Origin of the sequence: Pseudomonas koreensis (assembly GCF_025447595.1) — a bacterium.
In the GTDB taxonomy this organism is placed as follows: Bacteria; Pseudomonadota; Gammaproteobacteria; order Pseudomonadales; family Pseudomonadaceae; genus Aquipseudomonas; species Aquipseudomonas koreensis_H.
This window is the reverse complement of record NZ_JAOEJU010000002.1, coordinates 214,654-229,167: the sequence shown is the minus strand read 5'-3', so window position 1 is coordinate 229,167 and position 14,514 is coordinate 214,654. Positions and strand designations below refer to the sequence as shown.

The following is a 14,514-nucleotide window of genomic DNA, read 5'->3' as shown; positions in this document are numbered from 1 at the left end:
ACGTCCTTAATGAATTTTGCTGCCCAGGGTCACCACGCCGTCTGCTTTTTCGCAGCCCAGCCAACTGGTCCACCCCAGGCGACAGTCGTTCTTCTCGCCAATGCGCAGTTCGCGGATTTCTTCCGGGCGCAGCACCAGGCGAATGTCGTAATCGAGCGGGTCACGCAAGGTGAACCGCACCAGCGCGCAGAGCGGCTGGTAACCGAAACCGATGGGCAGGAATTCGTGGAATCGCTCCCAGTCGAGTTCGGTGATGTGAATGCGGAACTTGCCGCTGCGGTCGCGCACGTGTTCGCCCAGCACCAGGTCTTCACCCAGCACGCTGTTGGCGAAGCCGAGGCGGTTGCGCTGTTCTTCGAGGATCTCCACGCGGCGCTCGATGCATTGCTCGATGACCAGGTCTTCGTGCTTGAAGTAGTAACGCAGTACCGCTTCGATCAACGCCGCCGAGTGCGCCCGCAGGCTGAGCAGGCCGAGGTACGGCAGCAGGCGCTTCCAGTTCAGCTCCTTGGCCTTGCGGATCTCGTCGCCGCCGAGGCCGATCAGGGCGAACAGCTGCGACGAGAACGGGTCGACCGCGCCGCTCTGGAAGCTCGCGCGATAGCGATACTTGCGCCAGATCGGCAGCATCAGCCGTTGCAGGCGATGGTGGAACAGGTCGAGGAAGTTTCGCGTCGGGTTGCCGTCTTCGCTGTCGCCCAGGGCTTGCTCGCCATAGAACGCCGGCAGCGGCGAGCCGGAACCGACCAGGCCGATCAGGTTGAACCGCAGGCGCGCGCGCATCTGCCCGTGCTCTTCGAAAAACTCCACGCGATCGACATCGCTGCGCGGAAATCCGAGGCTCGGGTTGGCCTGGAATTCCAGCTGGTCGTACAGGTCGTCTTCGCTCAGGTACGGGTGCGCATCGCGCAGCCGGTCGATCACCAGCAGCACGGCCTGAAACAGCGAGTACTCGCGTATTACCTTCGTCAGCCCGCTTAAAGCAGGGGCTGCAGGCCCATACGTGGTGTCCATTGGTACACCTCTCCCTGTGTGCTTTTTACCCGCAGCTCGTGGAATGAATTGAGACTGGCGTAAAGCGCGAAAAACTCGTTGAGAACCGAGGCGAAGACGAACAGGTCGCCCTCACCGATATACCCTTCCGGGTCGATGGTCAGTTCGGTGCGCAAACCGCGCACCGGCAGACCACGGTGCAACCGGTCCACGTGGTGATGTTTGATCAGTTTCAGACCGCCGAGCAGGCGTTTGCTGACCTTCTCCGCGTGCTGGTCGTAGTAGCGCGGCAGGTCGTAGGTTTCGAGAATCACCTTCAGTGCATTGACGTCGGCCAGCGACAGATAGTTAAGCGACATGTTGCTGATCAGCTTCCACAGGAAGTCACGGTTCAGCGGCGGCGCAAAACTGGAAGTGGCCGGGGTGATGTTGCGGAAACTCAGGAACTCCGGAGTCTCTTCGCAGGCCATGCAGATCTGCCCGAGCTTGAGTTTGCGCGGCAGGTTCTGGTTGGTGCAGACCAGTTCGATCGACAGCGTTTCGTGGGCTTCGGTGTGGCGGATGCCGAAGCTCAGATAAGTGTCGAGGCCGTCATGCAGCAGCGAGGAGCGCTGGCGGATGCTGTAATGCGGCCGGCTGTTGGGCACGTCGAAGCTCGGGTCGTGCTCGAAGGATTCGAACGGCACGTACTCCTGATAACCGAGGCCGCCGGGCTTCCAGCCGGTCACGGTTTCCACCGAGAACACGCCGCAGTTTTCCAGATCGAACTCCGCCGGCAGCAGCAGGTATTCGTCCTGCTTGCCGTCGAGGCGGATCGGCAGTGCGTCGTGCTTGAACAGGTTGACGATCGGCGTGCAGAACAGCTTCACGTTATCCGTCGTCGGACGCATGCGCATGATGCCGCTCTTGCGGATGTCGAAGCGCAATTCCAGGCCACGCATCTGCTTGAGGGTGTCTTCCGGCAGCGCCTTAAGAATGTCCAGGCCGTGGACGTCGACGAACAGGAACTTGTCCTGGAAAGCGAAGTATTCCTGCAGGTAGCGATAGCCCCGGAAGGTGTTCAGCGGATACGGGATCAACGCCTCTTCTTCGGCAAAGCCTACCGGTTTGACCCGGTCGCCCGGAATCTTGAACGCCATCGGCTTGCCGCTCACGCCATCGATCGGCTTGCCGGCGCCGTCGAGCGGGATCAGTTCGATGCCGTCGAGGTTGCGCAGCAGGCTCAGGTAGAGCATCTGACTGATGTAACGCTCGCCGGCAAAGTGCAGGCGCAGCTTGCTCAGCTCCAGCTCGCCGAGGTGACCGTCGGCACTCATCTCAAGACGCAGGCTGAGTAGCGAACCGTCGCCCTTCACCGAGTAGTTCAGCGCGGCCAGGTCCAGCGCCATGACTTCGGTCGGGTAGCAGGTGCGGAAACGGCAACGCACGTCTTCGATCGGCACGCTCTCGATCGGCGTATCACGCTCGACCTTCAGCGCAGGCCCCGAACGCTTGAGCGGATCGAACTGCAGAATGCTGAACGCCGGCAGCGGGCGCATGTAGTTCGGCCACAGCAGCTGCATCAGGGAATGGCTGAGCTCCGGCAGCTCGTCATCGAGCTTCTGGCGCAGCCGCCCGGTCAGAAACGCAAAGCCTTCCAGCAACCGCTCCACGTCCGGATCCCGCCCGGCCTGCCCCAGGAACGGCGCCAACGCCGGACTACGCTCGGCGAAACGGCGGCCCAGTTGGCGCAGTGCGGTGAGTTCGCTTTGGTAGTAGTGGTTAAAGGACACGGGTTACCTGCCTGGTAGTGGAACTCATCAAAAAAATATCCTGTAGAGCGCGACCGTCACGCCGGCACACACGTAACCGCCGATCAGGAGGTACGGCACGAGCAGGATCCAGCTGTAGGCCATGAAAGCACTGTAGAACGGCCCGGCGACCACACTGCACAGTCCATAAAGCATCCAGGGCACCGCGTAGAAAGGGATGAACTTCAACGGCGCCAGCCAGACCATCCGCAGCGCCTGCTGCACATTGCGGCTCTTCGCGGCCCGCGAGCCCCACAGCGCAAACAACAACAGTCCGGGCATGCCGAACCACAACAGATACACCCAGTGGGTCTCGGACGAATCGAATGTCGAATAATCGCCAATCCACAGGCCATAGGATGAAAACGCCAGCATGGCCAAGAATGGCGTCCACAAGGCACCCATGAAAAAACTCAGCTGCGCGCGGCTGAGGATGGGCATCTGGTTCGACACACCGATCACGGGCAGGTCCTCATCTTCGAAACCACGTCCTGCGAAGCAATCGCAGGCAATGCCTGCCGCATCAACGCGCGCTTTTCCAGGCGCAGCTCAATGACCTGCGTGGCCAGAATCGCCAGTAACGTCACCCCGCCCTGAGCCACGGTGTAGAACAGCGCCCGCAACGGGTTGTCGGGCACCATCATGAATAGAATCCAAGCGACCATCAGCGCGAGCAGGCCGAGTTTTGCCCATAGGTTCGGGAACACAGCAGCCAGTGCGTTCACCGCGAAAAAAATATAAATGAACATGTAATGTGCGATGCCGATGCCCACGCCACGGGTGGTGAAGCCGCCGTTGAATGCTTTGTAGGCAACGACCACTGCGTCGTTCAGGAAAGCGTACGCAACGCATCCAGCGGCATGGAAAGCCAGGTTCATGGCAACGCGGGCGTAGATGTTCATGCCGGCTTCACATTCCCGTACCAAATACCTGCACCATGAATTGCGACCTTCAATTTTCCAAAACCTTGTAAGGGGTATTGCTAATAAAGAAATCCATCCAGTGCTTTCGTGGATTGGACAATGCCAGCGTGAACTGCTTACTTTTCTTGCTGAGCGCTATGAAGATAACGCCCACCGTTTCTTCATCCTCATCCGCACTCATATCCAACGAAACATCTGAAAACAGAGGAGTACGATAAACACGACCAGGGTCATTTAAATCTGTGAAACGCAAATAAACTGAATCTCTTGGAGTTAAAATTGAACTCGCAGGAACAGACTCTATAAGGTACTGTCCGGACGGACTTTTTTTAGAGACATCAGACGCACGACTCAAAACACCATTTACAATGAAAGCAACAGAAATTACCAAACTAGCAAAAAGCGCTACAAAGCTTATAAAAGTATTACGCCATGAATTCATTTGGAAAGGACCTCAATAGGCGCGACTGATACAGCTTCGTACAAGATGTCCGAATAAACGCGAAAGTCTCCGCCTTTTTTATTTTTATCCCGATAATCACGAAAATCGCTATTTTGAACAAGCATGTAATGTTTGCCTTCCAGTTCTCTATAACGACGTATGGCTTCTTCTTTTTGCTGAGGGGATTGCTGCCCCGTTACCTGCTTGTACGTTGACTCGGCCACCACAGAATTCATTTCAGCGGCCAGCTTTGCGTTTGTTTTAAAACCGACGGCGGGATCAGTAATCAATTTATCAAAGTTCCAGTAGCCTAGAACCTGACTAAAAAGAGTAATTCCATCATTAAAGTCGTAAGCATCTTCAATATAAAAACCAATTTTTGATGGCGTAAAAACAATGCTCTTGCCTGTAACGACCACTGAGCCTTCGGCGATGACACGCAAATTAAAGTTAGCGAGTGCTGCTCGAAGCTCGTTTACGTCATCAGCACCGGTCTGCTCGAACTCGACAACTTTATTATTGGAGTAACCAAATTTTTCAGCAGCACTGGCCACTCCATTGAAAGCCAGTGGATAACAACCAGGAGCACTATTGGAAAAAGCCTTGCGCAATCTCTGCTTTATCAGATCGGTTCCAAGGGGACTATTCCAATTTGCCTTGAGTTGTTTGAATGCGGTATTTGCACGCTCAAACCCAAGGACCCAGCTCATTTTTACTATGGACTCTTCGATGTACTCTGCCGGTGCAAAAGCTTCATGCCTTTTAACAGCATCATCCATCCCACCACTTTCGTTTGGCCACGGTTTGCCATTGAACCAATGGGCCATCAGATCCGCTGCAACAGGCCAGTTGAGTTTTCTCATCGTATTCGGAATATCAGTAATCTTGAACTGACGTGCAGTAGCAGTCTGGCCGGACTTGTTACTCGCCGGAGTCATTGTCGTTGCTACTGTCGTTGCAGCCATCTTCACATCCCTCTGATATCACTTCACGCAAATTTCGCCAGTTTTAAAGTTCAACAATTAAGCGAGAACAACCCTACTCTGTGGCTCTATGATCAGCTCAACCGCTTCTGCAGTAGTGGAAAACACTTTTTGAGTTTTCCCGTCGGCACCTGTCACACCGTTTATGATTTTCCCCGAAGCTGTTTTAAGTGTGTATTCCACCCCAGCTAGCGGCTTGCCTGTCTCTTCGCAATTAATCACGAAGTGCTCGTTAAATGGCCATTTGAGTTCAACCGGCAACGGCGGCACAAACGGCGCTGGTGAATGCGAATTGCCGATAATCACCGTCCCGGAACCGGCGGTGACTTTGTTGCCGTGGGAGCCCACGGAATCAACGGTGACAGCAGACTTGCCGTTGATTTTCACCGTCGTGGCCAAACCGCCGACCATCGCACCACCACACGCGGAGGCATCGCCTTCGCGGGCGGCCGGGAGGCCGTCGAAGAACACGTCGCCGGAACCGGCGGCGATCGGGTTGGTGCCGTGGCCGGGGAGCGGGCAAGCGGTGGGGTCGGATACACGTGCTGCGGGTTTGCCAGACATCGGGGTTCTCCTTAGGTGACCTTCACTTGACCGCTGCCATCCAGGCGCGCGGCGAAACTGACCTGACGCTTGAATCCCTCGACTTCCAGCAGGCCTTCGATGCTGAAGGCCAGGCGGAGCTGGTCGTGGTCTCGCGGCAGGGAAATGACACGCACGTTGCTCAGGCGCGGTTCGTAGGCTTCGATAAAGCTTTCGATGGCCAGGCGGGCCTGACTCAGGGAGTCGTGCAGGCTCAGGCGCATGTCATTGAGATCGGGCAACCCGTAGTCGGACAGCGTTTGCACGCTGCCGGCCCGGGTGCTGAGCATTTTGGCCAGATGGGCAGCCACCGACGCCATGGCAGAAGCCTCGAGGCTCGTGCCCTTGCGTAGTTCCGCGTCGCCGTTGAGGCGTTCGAAGAGGCTGCCGTATCCGTCCATGAGTCGCTCTTACTCTTTGTCCAGCTTGCCAACCAGCGACAGGGTGAAATCGGCACCCATGTACTTGAAGTGCGGGCGCACGTTCAGGCTGACGCGGTACCAGCCCGGCTCGCCTTCAACGTCGCTGACGATCACTTGCGCAGCGCGCAGCGGACGACGGCCACGTACTTCGGCGCTCGGGTTTTCCTGGTCGGCCACGTACTGGCGGATCCACTTGTTCAGTTCCAGCTCGAGGTCGGTACGCTCTTTCCACGAACCGAGTTGCTCGCGCTGCAGCACTTTCAAGTAGTGAGCCAGACGGTTGACGATCATCATGTACGGCAGTTGGGTGCCGAGCTTGTAGTTCAGCTCTGCCGCCTTGCCTTCTGCGCTGATGCCGAAGAACTTCGGTTTCTGCACCGAGCTTGCGGAGAAGAACGCCGCGTTGTCGGAGCCTTTACGCATGGTCAGGGAGATGAAGCCTTCCTCGGCCAGTTCGTATTCACGACGGTCGGAAACCAGAACCTCGGTAGGAATCTTGGTTTCGATTTCGCCCATGCTTTCGAAGTGGTGCAGAGGCAGGTCTTCAACCGCGCCGCCGCTCTGTGGGCCGATGATGTTCGGGCACCAGCGGAACTTGGCGAAGCTGTCGGTCAGCTTGGTGCCGAACGCGTAAGCGGTGTTGCCCCACAGGTAGTGCTCGTGGCTGTTGGCAACGTTTTCCTTGTACACGAACGATTTGACCGGGTTTTCTTCCGGGTCGTACGGGTTACGCAGCAGGAAACGCGGAACGGTCAGACCAACGTAGCGGGAGTCTTCCGAGGTACGGAAGCTCTGCCATTTGGTGAACTGCGGGCCTTCGAAGTGATCTTTCAGATCCTTCAGGTCCGGCAGACCGGTGAAGCTTTCCAGACCGAAGAATTTCGGGCCGGCCGCGGCGATGAACGGCGCGTGGGACATGCAGGATACGCTGGCCACGTACTGCATCAGTTTCACGTCCGGCGAGCTTGGGGACAGGTAGTAGTTGGCGATGATCGCGCCAACCGGCTGACCACCGAACTGGCCGTATTCAGCGGTGTAGATGTGCTTGTACAGGCCCGACTGCATCACTTCCGGCGAATCTTCGAAATCGTCCAGCAGGTCGTCCTTCGAGACGTTGAGGATTTCGATCTTGATGTTTTCGCGGAAGTTGGTGCGGTCGACCAGCAGTTGCAGGCCACGCCACGACGATTCCAGCGCCTGGAAGTCCGGGTGGTGCAGGATTTCGTCCATCTGACGGCTGAGCTTGGCATCGATCTCGGCGATCATGCGGTCAACCATGGCTTTCTTGACCGGCTCACCGTTGTTCTGCGGCTTGAGCAGCTCTTCGATGAACGCCGACACACCGCGCTTGGCGATGTCGTAGGCTTCGTCGTCCGGCGTCAGGCGGGTTTCGGCGATGATGCTGTCGAGGATGCTGTACTCGCCGTTTTCTGCGGCGTTCTGTTGTGCTGCGCTAGTGCTCATTGTGTTGGCTTCCTTGGCTGCTGGAGTCTCAAGCGTCCGGGGCTGCGGCGTTCAGGCCCAGCTCACCGAGTACGCGACCGCGGGATTCGTCGTCGGCGAGCACGCCTTCGATGGCTTTACGGAACGCAGGTGCGTTACCCAGCGGGCCTTTGAGGGCCACCAGCGCGTCGCGCAGTTCCATCAGTTTTTTCAGCTCAGGCACTTGCTCGACCAGGCTGGCCGGGTTGAAGTCCTTCATGGAGTTGACGCGCAGTTGCACAGCCAGCTCGTCGGCCTCGCCATCTTCCTGCAGACGGTTCGGCACGCTCAGCGTCAGACCCAGCTCTTGCTTGGCCAGCACTTCGTCGAAGGTCATCTTGTCGATGCTGATCGGCTTGCGATCCTCGATCTTGCGATCGTCCTTGCGGTGGGTGTAGTCACCGATTGCCAGCAGCTTCAGCGGCAGTTCAATCTCTTCCTGAGCACCGCCGGTGGCGGGTTTGAAGGTGACGTTGATGCGTTCCTTGGGGGCTACCGAGCCTTCTTTGGCCATGGCTTTTCTCCTTGCGGTTGTGGCCCTGGGGCCTATTCGAGTACCACTTCGAGATCGAGGTGGCACAGCCTGCGATAAATCTCTTCCTTGCGTTCACGTACGGCATGGTTCTGCGGTAACAACTCGCAGCAACTGTGCAGCAGGTGCAGCACTTCCAATGCAAGATCGGGCTCCCAGGCGTGCAGGCCTGAGTCCTGTAATGTCTGATCGAGGGTTTCGAGCTGGTTCTTGGCGAGTTCGTATTTCTTGGCCAGGAAGCACAGCCGCGCGAGGGCGAACTGCCAGAAAAAGCGTTCGCGACCGCCGTGTGCCGATTGCAGGCCCTGCTTGAGGATCTGCACGGCAGGCTTGAGGCCTTCCTTGCGCAAGATCGGCTGGACTTCTTCCAGGGCCTTTTCCCAGGCCGGTTGGGTTTCGACGTTCTCGGTCTCGACCTTGCGCGGCGCGCTGGCGCTTTGCAGGTGCGGCATGACGTTGCCGGCGATCCACGCCCGGGTGGACGGATCGGCGAACGGTGCGCCGTCATGGAAACGCAGTTCGATGATGCCGGGCAGGCGCTGAATCAAAAGCGCGAAGTGGATTTCCACTTCGCGCATGGCCAGCTCGGCGTTGAGGTTCTGGAGACACTCCCAGACCATCCTCTGGCCATCGAACCAGAACGGCGCCTTCGCCAGGCTCGCCTCCAGTTCCACCAGCAGGTCGGCGTATTTGCCCTGATCGAAACGGTCCTGATACTGCTTCAGCTTGTCGACCGGCAACCCGCGCAGCACGGTGATCTGCTCGGCATTGCGCTCAGGCACAGCGTCGATCGTCATCCACAGCAAGGTGCGGTTGAGGCGCAGGGCGCGCAGGTCGGTGGCTTTCTGCTTGAGCCACCAGGCGCACAACGGGCGGGCGCTTTCCTGCTGGGCGCGCAGAGCCTTGTGGGCTTCTTTCTCGTTGTCGATCGGCGCGCCGGGCGCCAGCAACTGGCTGGCGGCCTGCTTGACCTGCGCCACAGCCGCGCCCACCACGCCGGGGGCCGGCTGGTTGTCGGCAGCGCGCTGGATCATGGTTTTCAGTCGGCGGGAGAGCGGCAGCAGCAGCGGCGCATCATCGCCCAGATGTTCAGTGCAGGCAGCGTCGAGACCGGACAGGTGCTCGGACAACTGCCGGAACATCGGCAGCTGTTCCTTGATCGCGATGTTTTCGGTGATGACCTGCTCAAGACGCGGCACCAGCCAGCCAATGGCGGCGGCTCGGGTGCGGGGTTTGAGCGGATGAACCTCGGCCCAGTTGTTTTCCGACAAGTGGTGCAGCAAACCGAGGCCGGCCAGCAGGCCGGGGAAGGATTCACGCTGGTAAAGCGACCAGGTCAGCCAGGCACCGACACGCAAATCCTTGGATTGGGTACGCAGGAGATTTTCGCTGTTTTCGCGAATTTTCAGCCAGTCGATCTGCCCGCTTTCGTGCATCGACGAGGCTTTGGCCAGCTCGCTTTCCAGGGCCTCGAATTCGCTCGAGAAACGAACGTCTTCGCCCGCAAAATTCTCTTTGGAAACAGAGACTTTAGCGAGTTCGAGGTAATGGGCGGAAAGTTTGCTTGAGTAGGACATCCATGGCCTTTATTTGGATTACGGTCGTGCGCCTATTGGAATTGCAGCGGCGCGGGACAGTATCGAAGAGCAGTGAGAAGACTCATCCAATTGAGTGTGTGCTCTTTCAAGTGGGCGCATCGTAATCACTATGATGGCCACTAGCAAGCATCTGATTAAACAACAAGACGAAGTGTTCATTGGGTTCTGTAGGAGATCGCCCTATATGTGACAAGGGTTTCCCTGATACCCGCTTATATTTCGCGCTCGTGCCACGCCACCCCAAAACCATTGGCCCAGAGCGGCTGGACAATCCAACCAAAAGCATTTGCACGACCGTCCCATAAGTAAGAGAAGAAAGCATGACAAAACCGGAAAAAAAATGAAGTAGGACGCTTCCGAAAATACACCGTCATCTATTAACAAATGACTGGCGACATCTGAGAACAATAAAAGTGCCATCAGATTGATGGCACCTTATATATTTAATTGTGTTTGAGCCCTTGCCGATCAGGATTATTGCACTGGTTCTTAATCACCATCAGTCACTTTCCCACAGCCATTTCCCACATTTTCGCGCAGTTTTACAACGCGGAACGATCTGACTTAAACAAGCGATTCTTCTTACATAAATCTGTTTCATGCCTTGTTAGCGTGCCGGCCAATGTTCGCGTGCGCTGACCAGGGAGGGTTTCGACATCACGCCGGTTTTCCCTCTCTGCTTAAGGACAAGCGTATGTCTGAAGCTGTCAGTTCTGCGCACTTTTCACTGCAGATACCTGCCATTCGACACACCTTCAAAGTACTGTTTTTCGAAGGCGCTGAAGTCATCAGCACCCTTTATGCCCTTCGCGTCGAGCTGGTCAGCGAAGACCCTGATCGCGACATGGAAAGTCTGCTCGGTCAGCCGGCCTTCCTGCGGTTTGGTCTGAAAGGCGAAGGCATTCACGGGCGCATCGAAGAAGTGCTGACCGGTGAATCGGGCAAGCGGTTGACCCGATATTGCCTGACGCTGGTGCCGAGCCTTCACTACTTGCAGTTCAGTCACGATCAGCGGATCTACCAGGGTCAGACCGTCCCGCAGATCGTCACGCAAATACTGAAGCGGCACGGCATCCTCGCCGATGCGTTCACCTTCCATGTCCAGTCCGTTGCGGTGCGCGACTACTGCACCCAATACGGCGAAAGCGATTTCGAATTCATTCAGCGTCTGTGTGGCGAAGAGGGGATCGCATGGCACCACCAGCACTCGGTACAAGGCCACTTGCTGGTGTTCACCGATGACGTGGTCTTCTTGCCGACATTGCGCTCCACGCCTTACCGACGAGACAGCGGGATGGTCCCGGAGCATCCGGTGGTCAACGGGTTTTTCCTGCGCGCCACCACCCGGACAAGCCAGGTCACACGACGTGCTTACGACCTGAAGCGACCGACGCTTCTGCTCGAAAGCCGCTTCAGCGCCGGGTTCACGCCGACGCTTGAGGACTATCGATACCCGTTACCGCTGGAAAACCAGAAGCGCGGCAAGCAACTGGTCCGTCAAGGCCTGGAACGACATCGTGCCGACTATGAACTGGCCGAGGGTCAAAGCAACCAGACGACCCTGCGCTGCGGCCACCTGTTCGAGCTGACCGAACACCCGCGCCAGAAATGCAACGCTCTGTGGCTGCTCCTCGGCGTCACCCATATCGGGCGCCAGCCCCAGGTGCTGGAGGAAGACGCCAGCCTCGAAATCAAATCCGCCGATGGCTTTACCCAGGGTTATCGCAACACCTTCCGGGCGATTCCGGCCGAGGTGGTTTTCCGTCCGCCATTGCCTGCGCGCCGGCCCCCGTTGGTCAGCCAGACGGCTCGTGTCACAGGGCCCAAAGGCGAAGAGATCTACTGCGATGAATTCGGTCGGGTAAAAGTCGAATTCCACTGGGATCGCGCAGAGTTCAACAGTGAACGCAGCAGTTGCTGGGTTCGGGTGTCGTCGAGTTGGGCCGGAAACGGCTTTGGTGCGGTCACCCTGCCCCGCGTCGGCATGGAAGTGGTGGTGACCTTTCTGGAAGGTGATCCGGACCAACCGCTGATTACCGGCTGCGCAATCAACAAGGTCACGCCCGCGCCTTACAAGCTGCCCGAGCACAAGACCCGAACCGTTTTGCGCAGCCGCAGTTCGCCCGACTCCGGCGGCTACAGCGAACTGACGATTGAGGACCGCGCCGGACTGGAACTGATCTACCTGCGCGCCCAGCGCGACATGGAGCGCCAGATTCTCCACGACAGCCGGCTGGAGGTCGGGCGCGACCGATGGGAAACCATCAACTGCAGCAGCCAGACGACTGCGGGAAAAGTCATCTCCGTCGAGGCGGGCCAACAGGTGCAGATCAAGGCCGGCGCCAGCGTAGTGCTGGATGCGGGCGCCAGTATCACGCTGAAAGCGGGCGGTCATCACATCGTGATCGACAGTGACGGGATCTTCAGCAGTACCGAGATTTTGCCGGGCGGCAAGTCATCCGCCAGCGGAGCCGCTGACCATCCAGAAGCCGCAATGGCGGGAACCTTGGCGGCCGGACTGACGGCTTCCTCCAATAAAGACCCGGAAGTCGCCGAACTCGAAGAAGAGGAGGAAGAGGTCGAACTGGAGGATGAAACGCCTGCCGGCATCACCTTGCGGATCGGCGTGTTTTTCGATGGGACGGGGAACAATTTGTTCAACAGCGAACAGGTGAAAGGTTGCTATGCGCGGGATGTGAATCTTGAGAAGGAAGCCGAGGACATTCAACGGTTCTGCCAGATGCATGGTTATGACGGACAGGGCAATGTGCCGGATAACAGTTACGGGAATGATGCGAGCAATATCGCGAGGTTGTATGGGTTGTATAAAGATGATCAGAACCGGCAACTGTCTGAGGACGAAACTATCGCATACATCCCGATCTACCTTGATGGCATCGGTACAAGCGGTAATCAGGACGACTCGGTTTTCTCGCAAATGACCGGCACAGGTGCACAAGGAGTATTGGCGAAAGTCAAACAGAGCCCAGCGCGCATCTTTGAAGGAATTGATATTTTCAAGTCGGAAAACCCAATCCGGAAGGTTAAGACAGTTCAGTTCGACATCTTCGGCTTCAGTCGCGGCGCGGCTGCCGCGAGGCATTTTGCCAATGAAGTGATGAAGGGCGAGCAAAGTCCACTGGCACAGTTAATACCGGCAAACTCGTCATTGTTCCTTGAGGGTTTCGCTTGGCGGACGAACATTGACGTTAGCATCAACTTCATCGGCATCTTCGACACCGCTGCCGCCATAGGCAGCATGGCTGACGGCGATTTCAGCGTCCATGACGCCAACAACCCCGGCGTCAATCTGTATCTGGCGCCGGACATTGCGAAGAAAGTTGTGCACCTGGTTGCCCGGGACGAACGCCGTCACAACTTTTCGCTCAACAGCGCCGGAAACGCCGACATTGTGTTGCCGGGCGTCCACTCCGACTTGGGCGGCGGGTACTTACCGAATCTTGTCGAACGGGTACTGCTTAGCAAGCCGCGCTGCAGTCGCGACGTGGACTTTAATACCCCTTCATCGTCGACCAACGCTTATCGATTGGCTGAGCAAGAACTCGGCAGGCTTCAGGACCAACTGCATCACTATGGGCTGACGCTTCAGGTTAAAACCTGGGCGGTGGAAACGGTCAGCAACGTCAAGGGCGATCGGCGCAAATCAAAAAATGTCTATGCAGCGGTCTACAGCGAACGAGTCGTGCGCAATGACCTGTCTCTGATTTACCTGCGAATCATGCGGGAGCTGGCGACCCGGCACGGGGTCGAGTTCCAGACAATTGATGAAGAAGATCAGAAATACGTGTTGCCAGAAGAGCTCAAAGGTATCGCCAAGAAATTGATGACATATGCGCTGGGCGAAACCCGCAGTATCGATCTGAGCCTGAACGAACAAGCGCTACTCGCTCAACGCTACATTCATCTGTCATCCAACTGGAATGCTGCAAAGGGATTCAACGAAACCGGGCTGAACATCCTGTTTATCAATCGCCCCGCCGACAAGTCTGCTCGTGTGGTGCACCCCAATGCGTGAGAACTCGTACATGCTAAAGATTTTCTTTGCGCTGACATTGGCTGTGTTGCTCGGCGGCTGCGCGTTCGCCGACAGAAAATCACTGCCTTACGACGGCTGGATGCTCAGATTTTTTGCTCCCGATTACATGGAGGTCTGGATCGAAACTGCCGACGTTGTGGACGTCAACAAGCACGTGTTTCGAGGCGCAGCCTTTGGAATTCCGGCCATTTCCTACCCTCGGCCACTCAGTAAAGGTGTACCCGCCAAGTTTCGGGGGAAACCGATAGGGTGGCCGGAAAGTGCGGCAGGTAAAGGCCGATATGTCACCGGCGCCGCACTGCCACGTCTGGTCTACGTGCGCTGGCAGTCCATGGCCGAGCCGCAAACCTACGAAGCCTACATAGAGATCCCGGAGTCGGCGCGCCAAGTCATGCTCAAGAGTGAAAAAGCTTTCTGTGGGGCAGACGGCAAATGGATTACGGATTACCGAAACATGGTGGTCATCGGCCTCGCGCCAGGCGGTATCGCCAAGGTCTGGTTACGCGGTCGATGTCTTCGGTCAACCGAAATCATGCGAGTCCAGGCCACGATCAACCCCAAAGGCCCCTACGATGGGAGGTCCAACGGAAGACATCGACCGCTCCATGAAGAATCCAAGGCCTACATCGAAAAATACGGCATCCCCTACGACTCCTGGTGACCTCGATTGCCGAGCATCGTCTACCGCCAGCGACCACAATACAACCCAT

Annotated in this window: 13 protein-coding genes; 2 read left to right on the top strand and 11 right to left on the bottom strand. The window is 57.3% G+C overall.

Features of this window, described 5'->3' with window-relative positions; translation table 11 throughout:
• Positions 1 to 6: 6 nt before the first annotated feature.
• Genes tssG through tssA form a run of 11 tightly spaced genes read right to left on the bottom strand, consistent with a single transcriptional unit; the run spans position 7 to position 9,726 of the window.
• Positions 7 to 1,014 carry a type VI secretion system baseplate subunit TssG gene (gene tssG, locus N8H71_RS04825; protein WP_007954381.1) on the bottom strand — a complete coding sequence of 336 codons (1,008 nt, stop codon included), beginning with the start codon at positions 1,012 to 1,014 and terminating at the stop codon, positions 7 to 9.
• Entirely contained in the window at positions 978 to 2,765 is a 1,788-nt protein-coding gene (tssF, locus tag N8H71_RS04820) for a type VI secretion system baseplate subunit TssF (protein ID WP_007954380.1), read from the bottom strand. Before tssF ends, tssG begins: the two co-directional genes overlap by 37 nt.
• 27 nt (positions 2,766 to 2,792) lie before the next feature.
• Positions 2,793 to 3,224, bottom strand: a complete 432-nt coding sequence (locus tag N8H71_RS04815) for a hypothetical protein (RefSeq protein ID WP_279309524.1) — start codon at positions 3,222 to 3,224, stop codon at positions 2,793 to 2,795.
• A 17-nt stretch (positions 3,225 to 3,241) separates the two neighbouring features.
• Complete coding sequence (locus N8H71_RS04810; protein WP_262193134.1) at positions 3,242 to 3,685, bottom strand: hypothetical protein; 444 nt, start codon at positions 3,683 to 3,685, stop codon at positions 3,242 to 3,244.
• 49 nt (positions 3,686 to 3,734) lie between these two features.
• Positions 3,735 to 4,148 (bottom strand): hypothetical protein, encoded by a 414-nt coding sequence (locus N8H71_RS04805; protein WP_262193133.1) that lies wholly within the window; start codon positions 4,146 to 4,148, stop codon positions 3,735 to 3,737.
• Positions 4,145 to 5,113: a DUF6402 family protein gene (locus tag N8H71_RS04800; RefSeq protein ID WP_262193132.1), complete on the bottom strand. Its 969-nt coding sequence runs from the start codon at positions 5,111 to 5,113 to the stop codon at positions 4,145 to 4,147. The genes N8H71_RS04805 and N8H71_RS04800 overlap by 4 nt, the downstream gene beginning before the upstream one ends.
• A 57-nt stretch (positions 5,114 to 5,170) precedes the next feature.
• A complete protein-coding gene (locus N8H71_RS04795; protein ID WP_074689934.1) occupies positions 5,171 to 5,695 on the bottom strand; it encodes a PAAR domain-containing protein in 525 nt (174 codons plus the stop codon).
• An 11-nt stretch (positions 5,696 to 5,706) separates the two neighbouring features.
• Positions 5,707 to 6,114: a type VI secretion system baseplate subunit TssE gene (gene tssE, locus N8H71_RS04790; RefSeq protein WP_262193131.1), complete on the bottom strand. Its 408-nt coding sequence runs from the start codon at positions 6,112 to 6,114 to the stop codon at positions 5,707 to 5,709.
• A 9-nt stretch (positions 6,115 to 6,123) separates the two neighbouring features.
• Positions 6,124 to 7,599 (bottom strand): type VI secretion system contractile sheath large subunit, encoded by a 1,476-nt coding sequence (gene tssC, locus N8H71_RS04785; protein WP_085708829.1) that lies wholly within the window; start codon positions 7,597 to 7,599, stop codon positions 6,124 to 6,126.
• A gap of 28 nt (positions 7,600 to 7,627) precedes the next feature.
• Positions 7,628 to 8,131, bottom strand: a complete 504-nt coding sequence (gene tssB, locus N8H71_RS04780) for a type VI secretion system contractile sheath small subunit (RefSeq protein ID WP_003229587.1) — start codon at positions 8,129 to 8,131, stop codon at positions 7,628 to 7,630.
• 32 nt (positions 8,132 to 8,163) lie between these two features.
• Positions 8,164 to 9,726, bottom strand: coding sequence for a type VI secretion system protein TssA (tssA, locus tag N8H71_RS04775; RefSeq protein ID WP_007954369.1), 1,563 nt, complete (start codon positions 9,724 to 9,726; stop codon positions 8,164 to 8,166).
• A gap of 715 nt (positions 9,727 to 10,441) precedes the next feature.
• On the opposite strand from tssA, the gene tssI reads away from it, so the two are divergent.
• Together tssI and N8H71_RS04765 are read left to right on the top strand one after the other, a co-directional pair.
• Positions 10,442 to 13,783, top strand: a complete 3,342-nt coding sequence (gene tssI / locus N8H71_RS04770) for a type VI secretion system tip protein TssI/VgrG (RefSeq protein ID WP_262193130.1) — start codon at positions 10,442 to 10,444, stop codon at positions 13,781 to 13,783.
• Between the two features lie 10 nt (positions 13,784 to 13,793).
• A complete protein-coding gene (locus tag N8H71_RS04765) occupies positions 13,794 to 14,465 on the top strand; it encodes a DUF2931 family protein (RefSeq protein ID WP_431768301.1) in 672 nt (223 codons plus the stop codon).
• Positions 14,466 to 14,514: the final 49 nt, after the last annotated feature.

What these genes read in the sequence shown, in the direction of transcription:
- tssG (WP_007954381.1), bottom strand. Translation starts at nt 1,014, where the DNA reads ATGGACACCACGTATGGGCCTGCAGCCCCTGCTTTAAGCGGGCTGACG.
- N8H71_RS04815 (WP_279309524.1), bottom strand. Translation starts at nt 3,224, where the DNA reads ATGCCCATCCTCAGCCGCGCGCAGCTGAGTTTTTTCATGGGTGCCTTG.
- N8H71_RS04810 (WP_262193134.1), bottom strand. Translation starts at nt 3,685, where the DNA reads ATGAACATCTACGCCCGCGTTGCCATGAACCTGGCTTTCCATGCCGCT.
- N8H71_RS04805 (WP_262193133.1), bottom strand. Translation starts at nt 4,148, where the DNA reads ATGAATTCATGGCGTAATACTTTTATAAGCTTTGTAGCGCTTTTTGCT.
- N8H71_RS04800 (WP_262193132.1), bottom strand. Translation starts at nt 5,113, where the DNA reads ATGGCTGCAACGACAGTAGCAACGACAATGACTCCGGCGAGTAACAAG.
- N8H71_RS04795 (WP_074689934.1), bottom strand. Translation starts at nt 5,695, where the DNA reads ATGTCTGGCAAACCCGCAGCACGTGTATCCGACCCCACCGCTTGCCCG.
- tssE (WP_262193131.1), bottom strand. Translation starts at nt 6,114, where the DNA reads ATGGACGGATACGGCAGCCTCTTCGAACGCCTCAACGGCGACGCGGAA.
- tssC (WP_085708829.1), bottom strand. Translation starts at nt 7,599, where the DNA reads ATGAGCACTAGCGCAGCACAACAGAACGCCGCAGAAAACGGCGAGTAC.
- tssB (WP_003229587.1), bottom strand. Translation starts at nt 8,131, where the DNA reads ATGGCCAAAGAAGGCTCGGTAGCCCCCAAGGAACGCATCAACGTCACC.
- tssA (WP_007954369.1), bottom strand. Translation starts at nt 9,726, where the DNA reads ATGTCCTACTCAAGCAAACTTTCCGCCCATTACCTCGAACTCGCTAAA.
- tssI (WP_262193130.1), top strand. Translation starts at nt 10,442, where the DNA reads ATGTCTGAAGCTGTCAGTTCTGCGCACTTTTCACTGCAGATACCTGCC.
- N8H71_RS04765 (WP_431768301.1), top strand. Translation starts at nt 13,794, where the DNA reads ATGCTAAAGATTTTCTTTGCGCTGACATTGGCTGTGTTGCTCGGCGGC.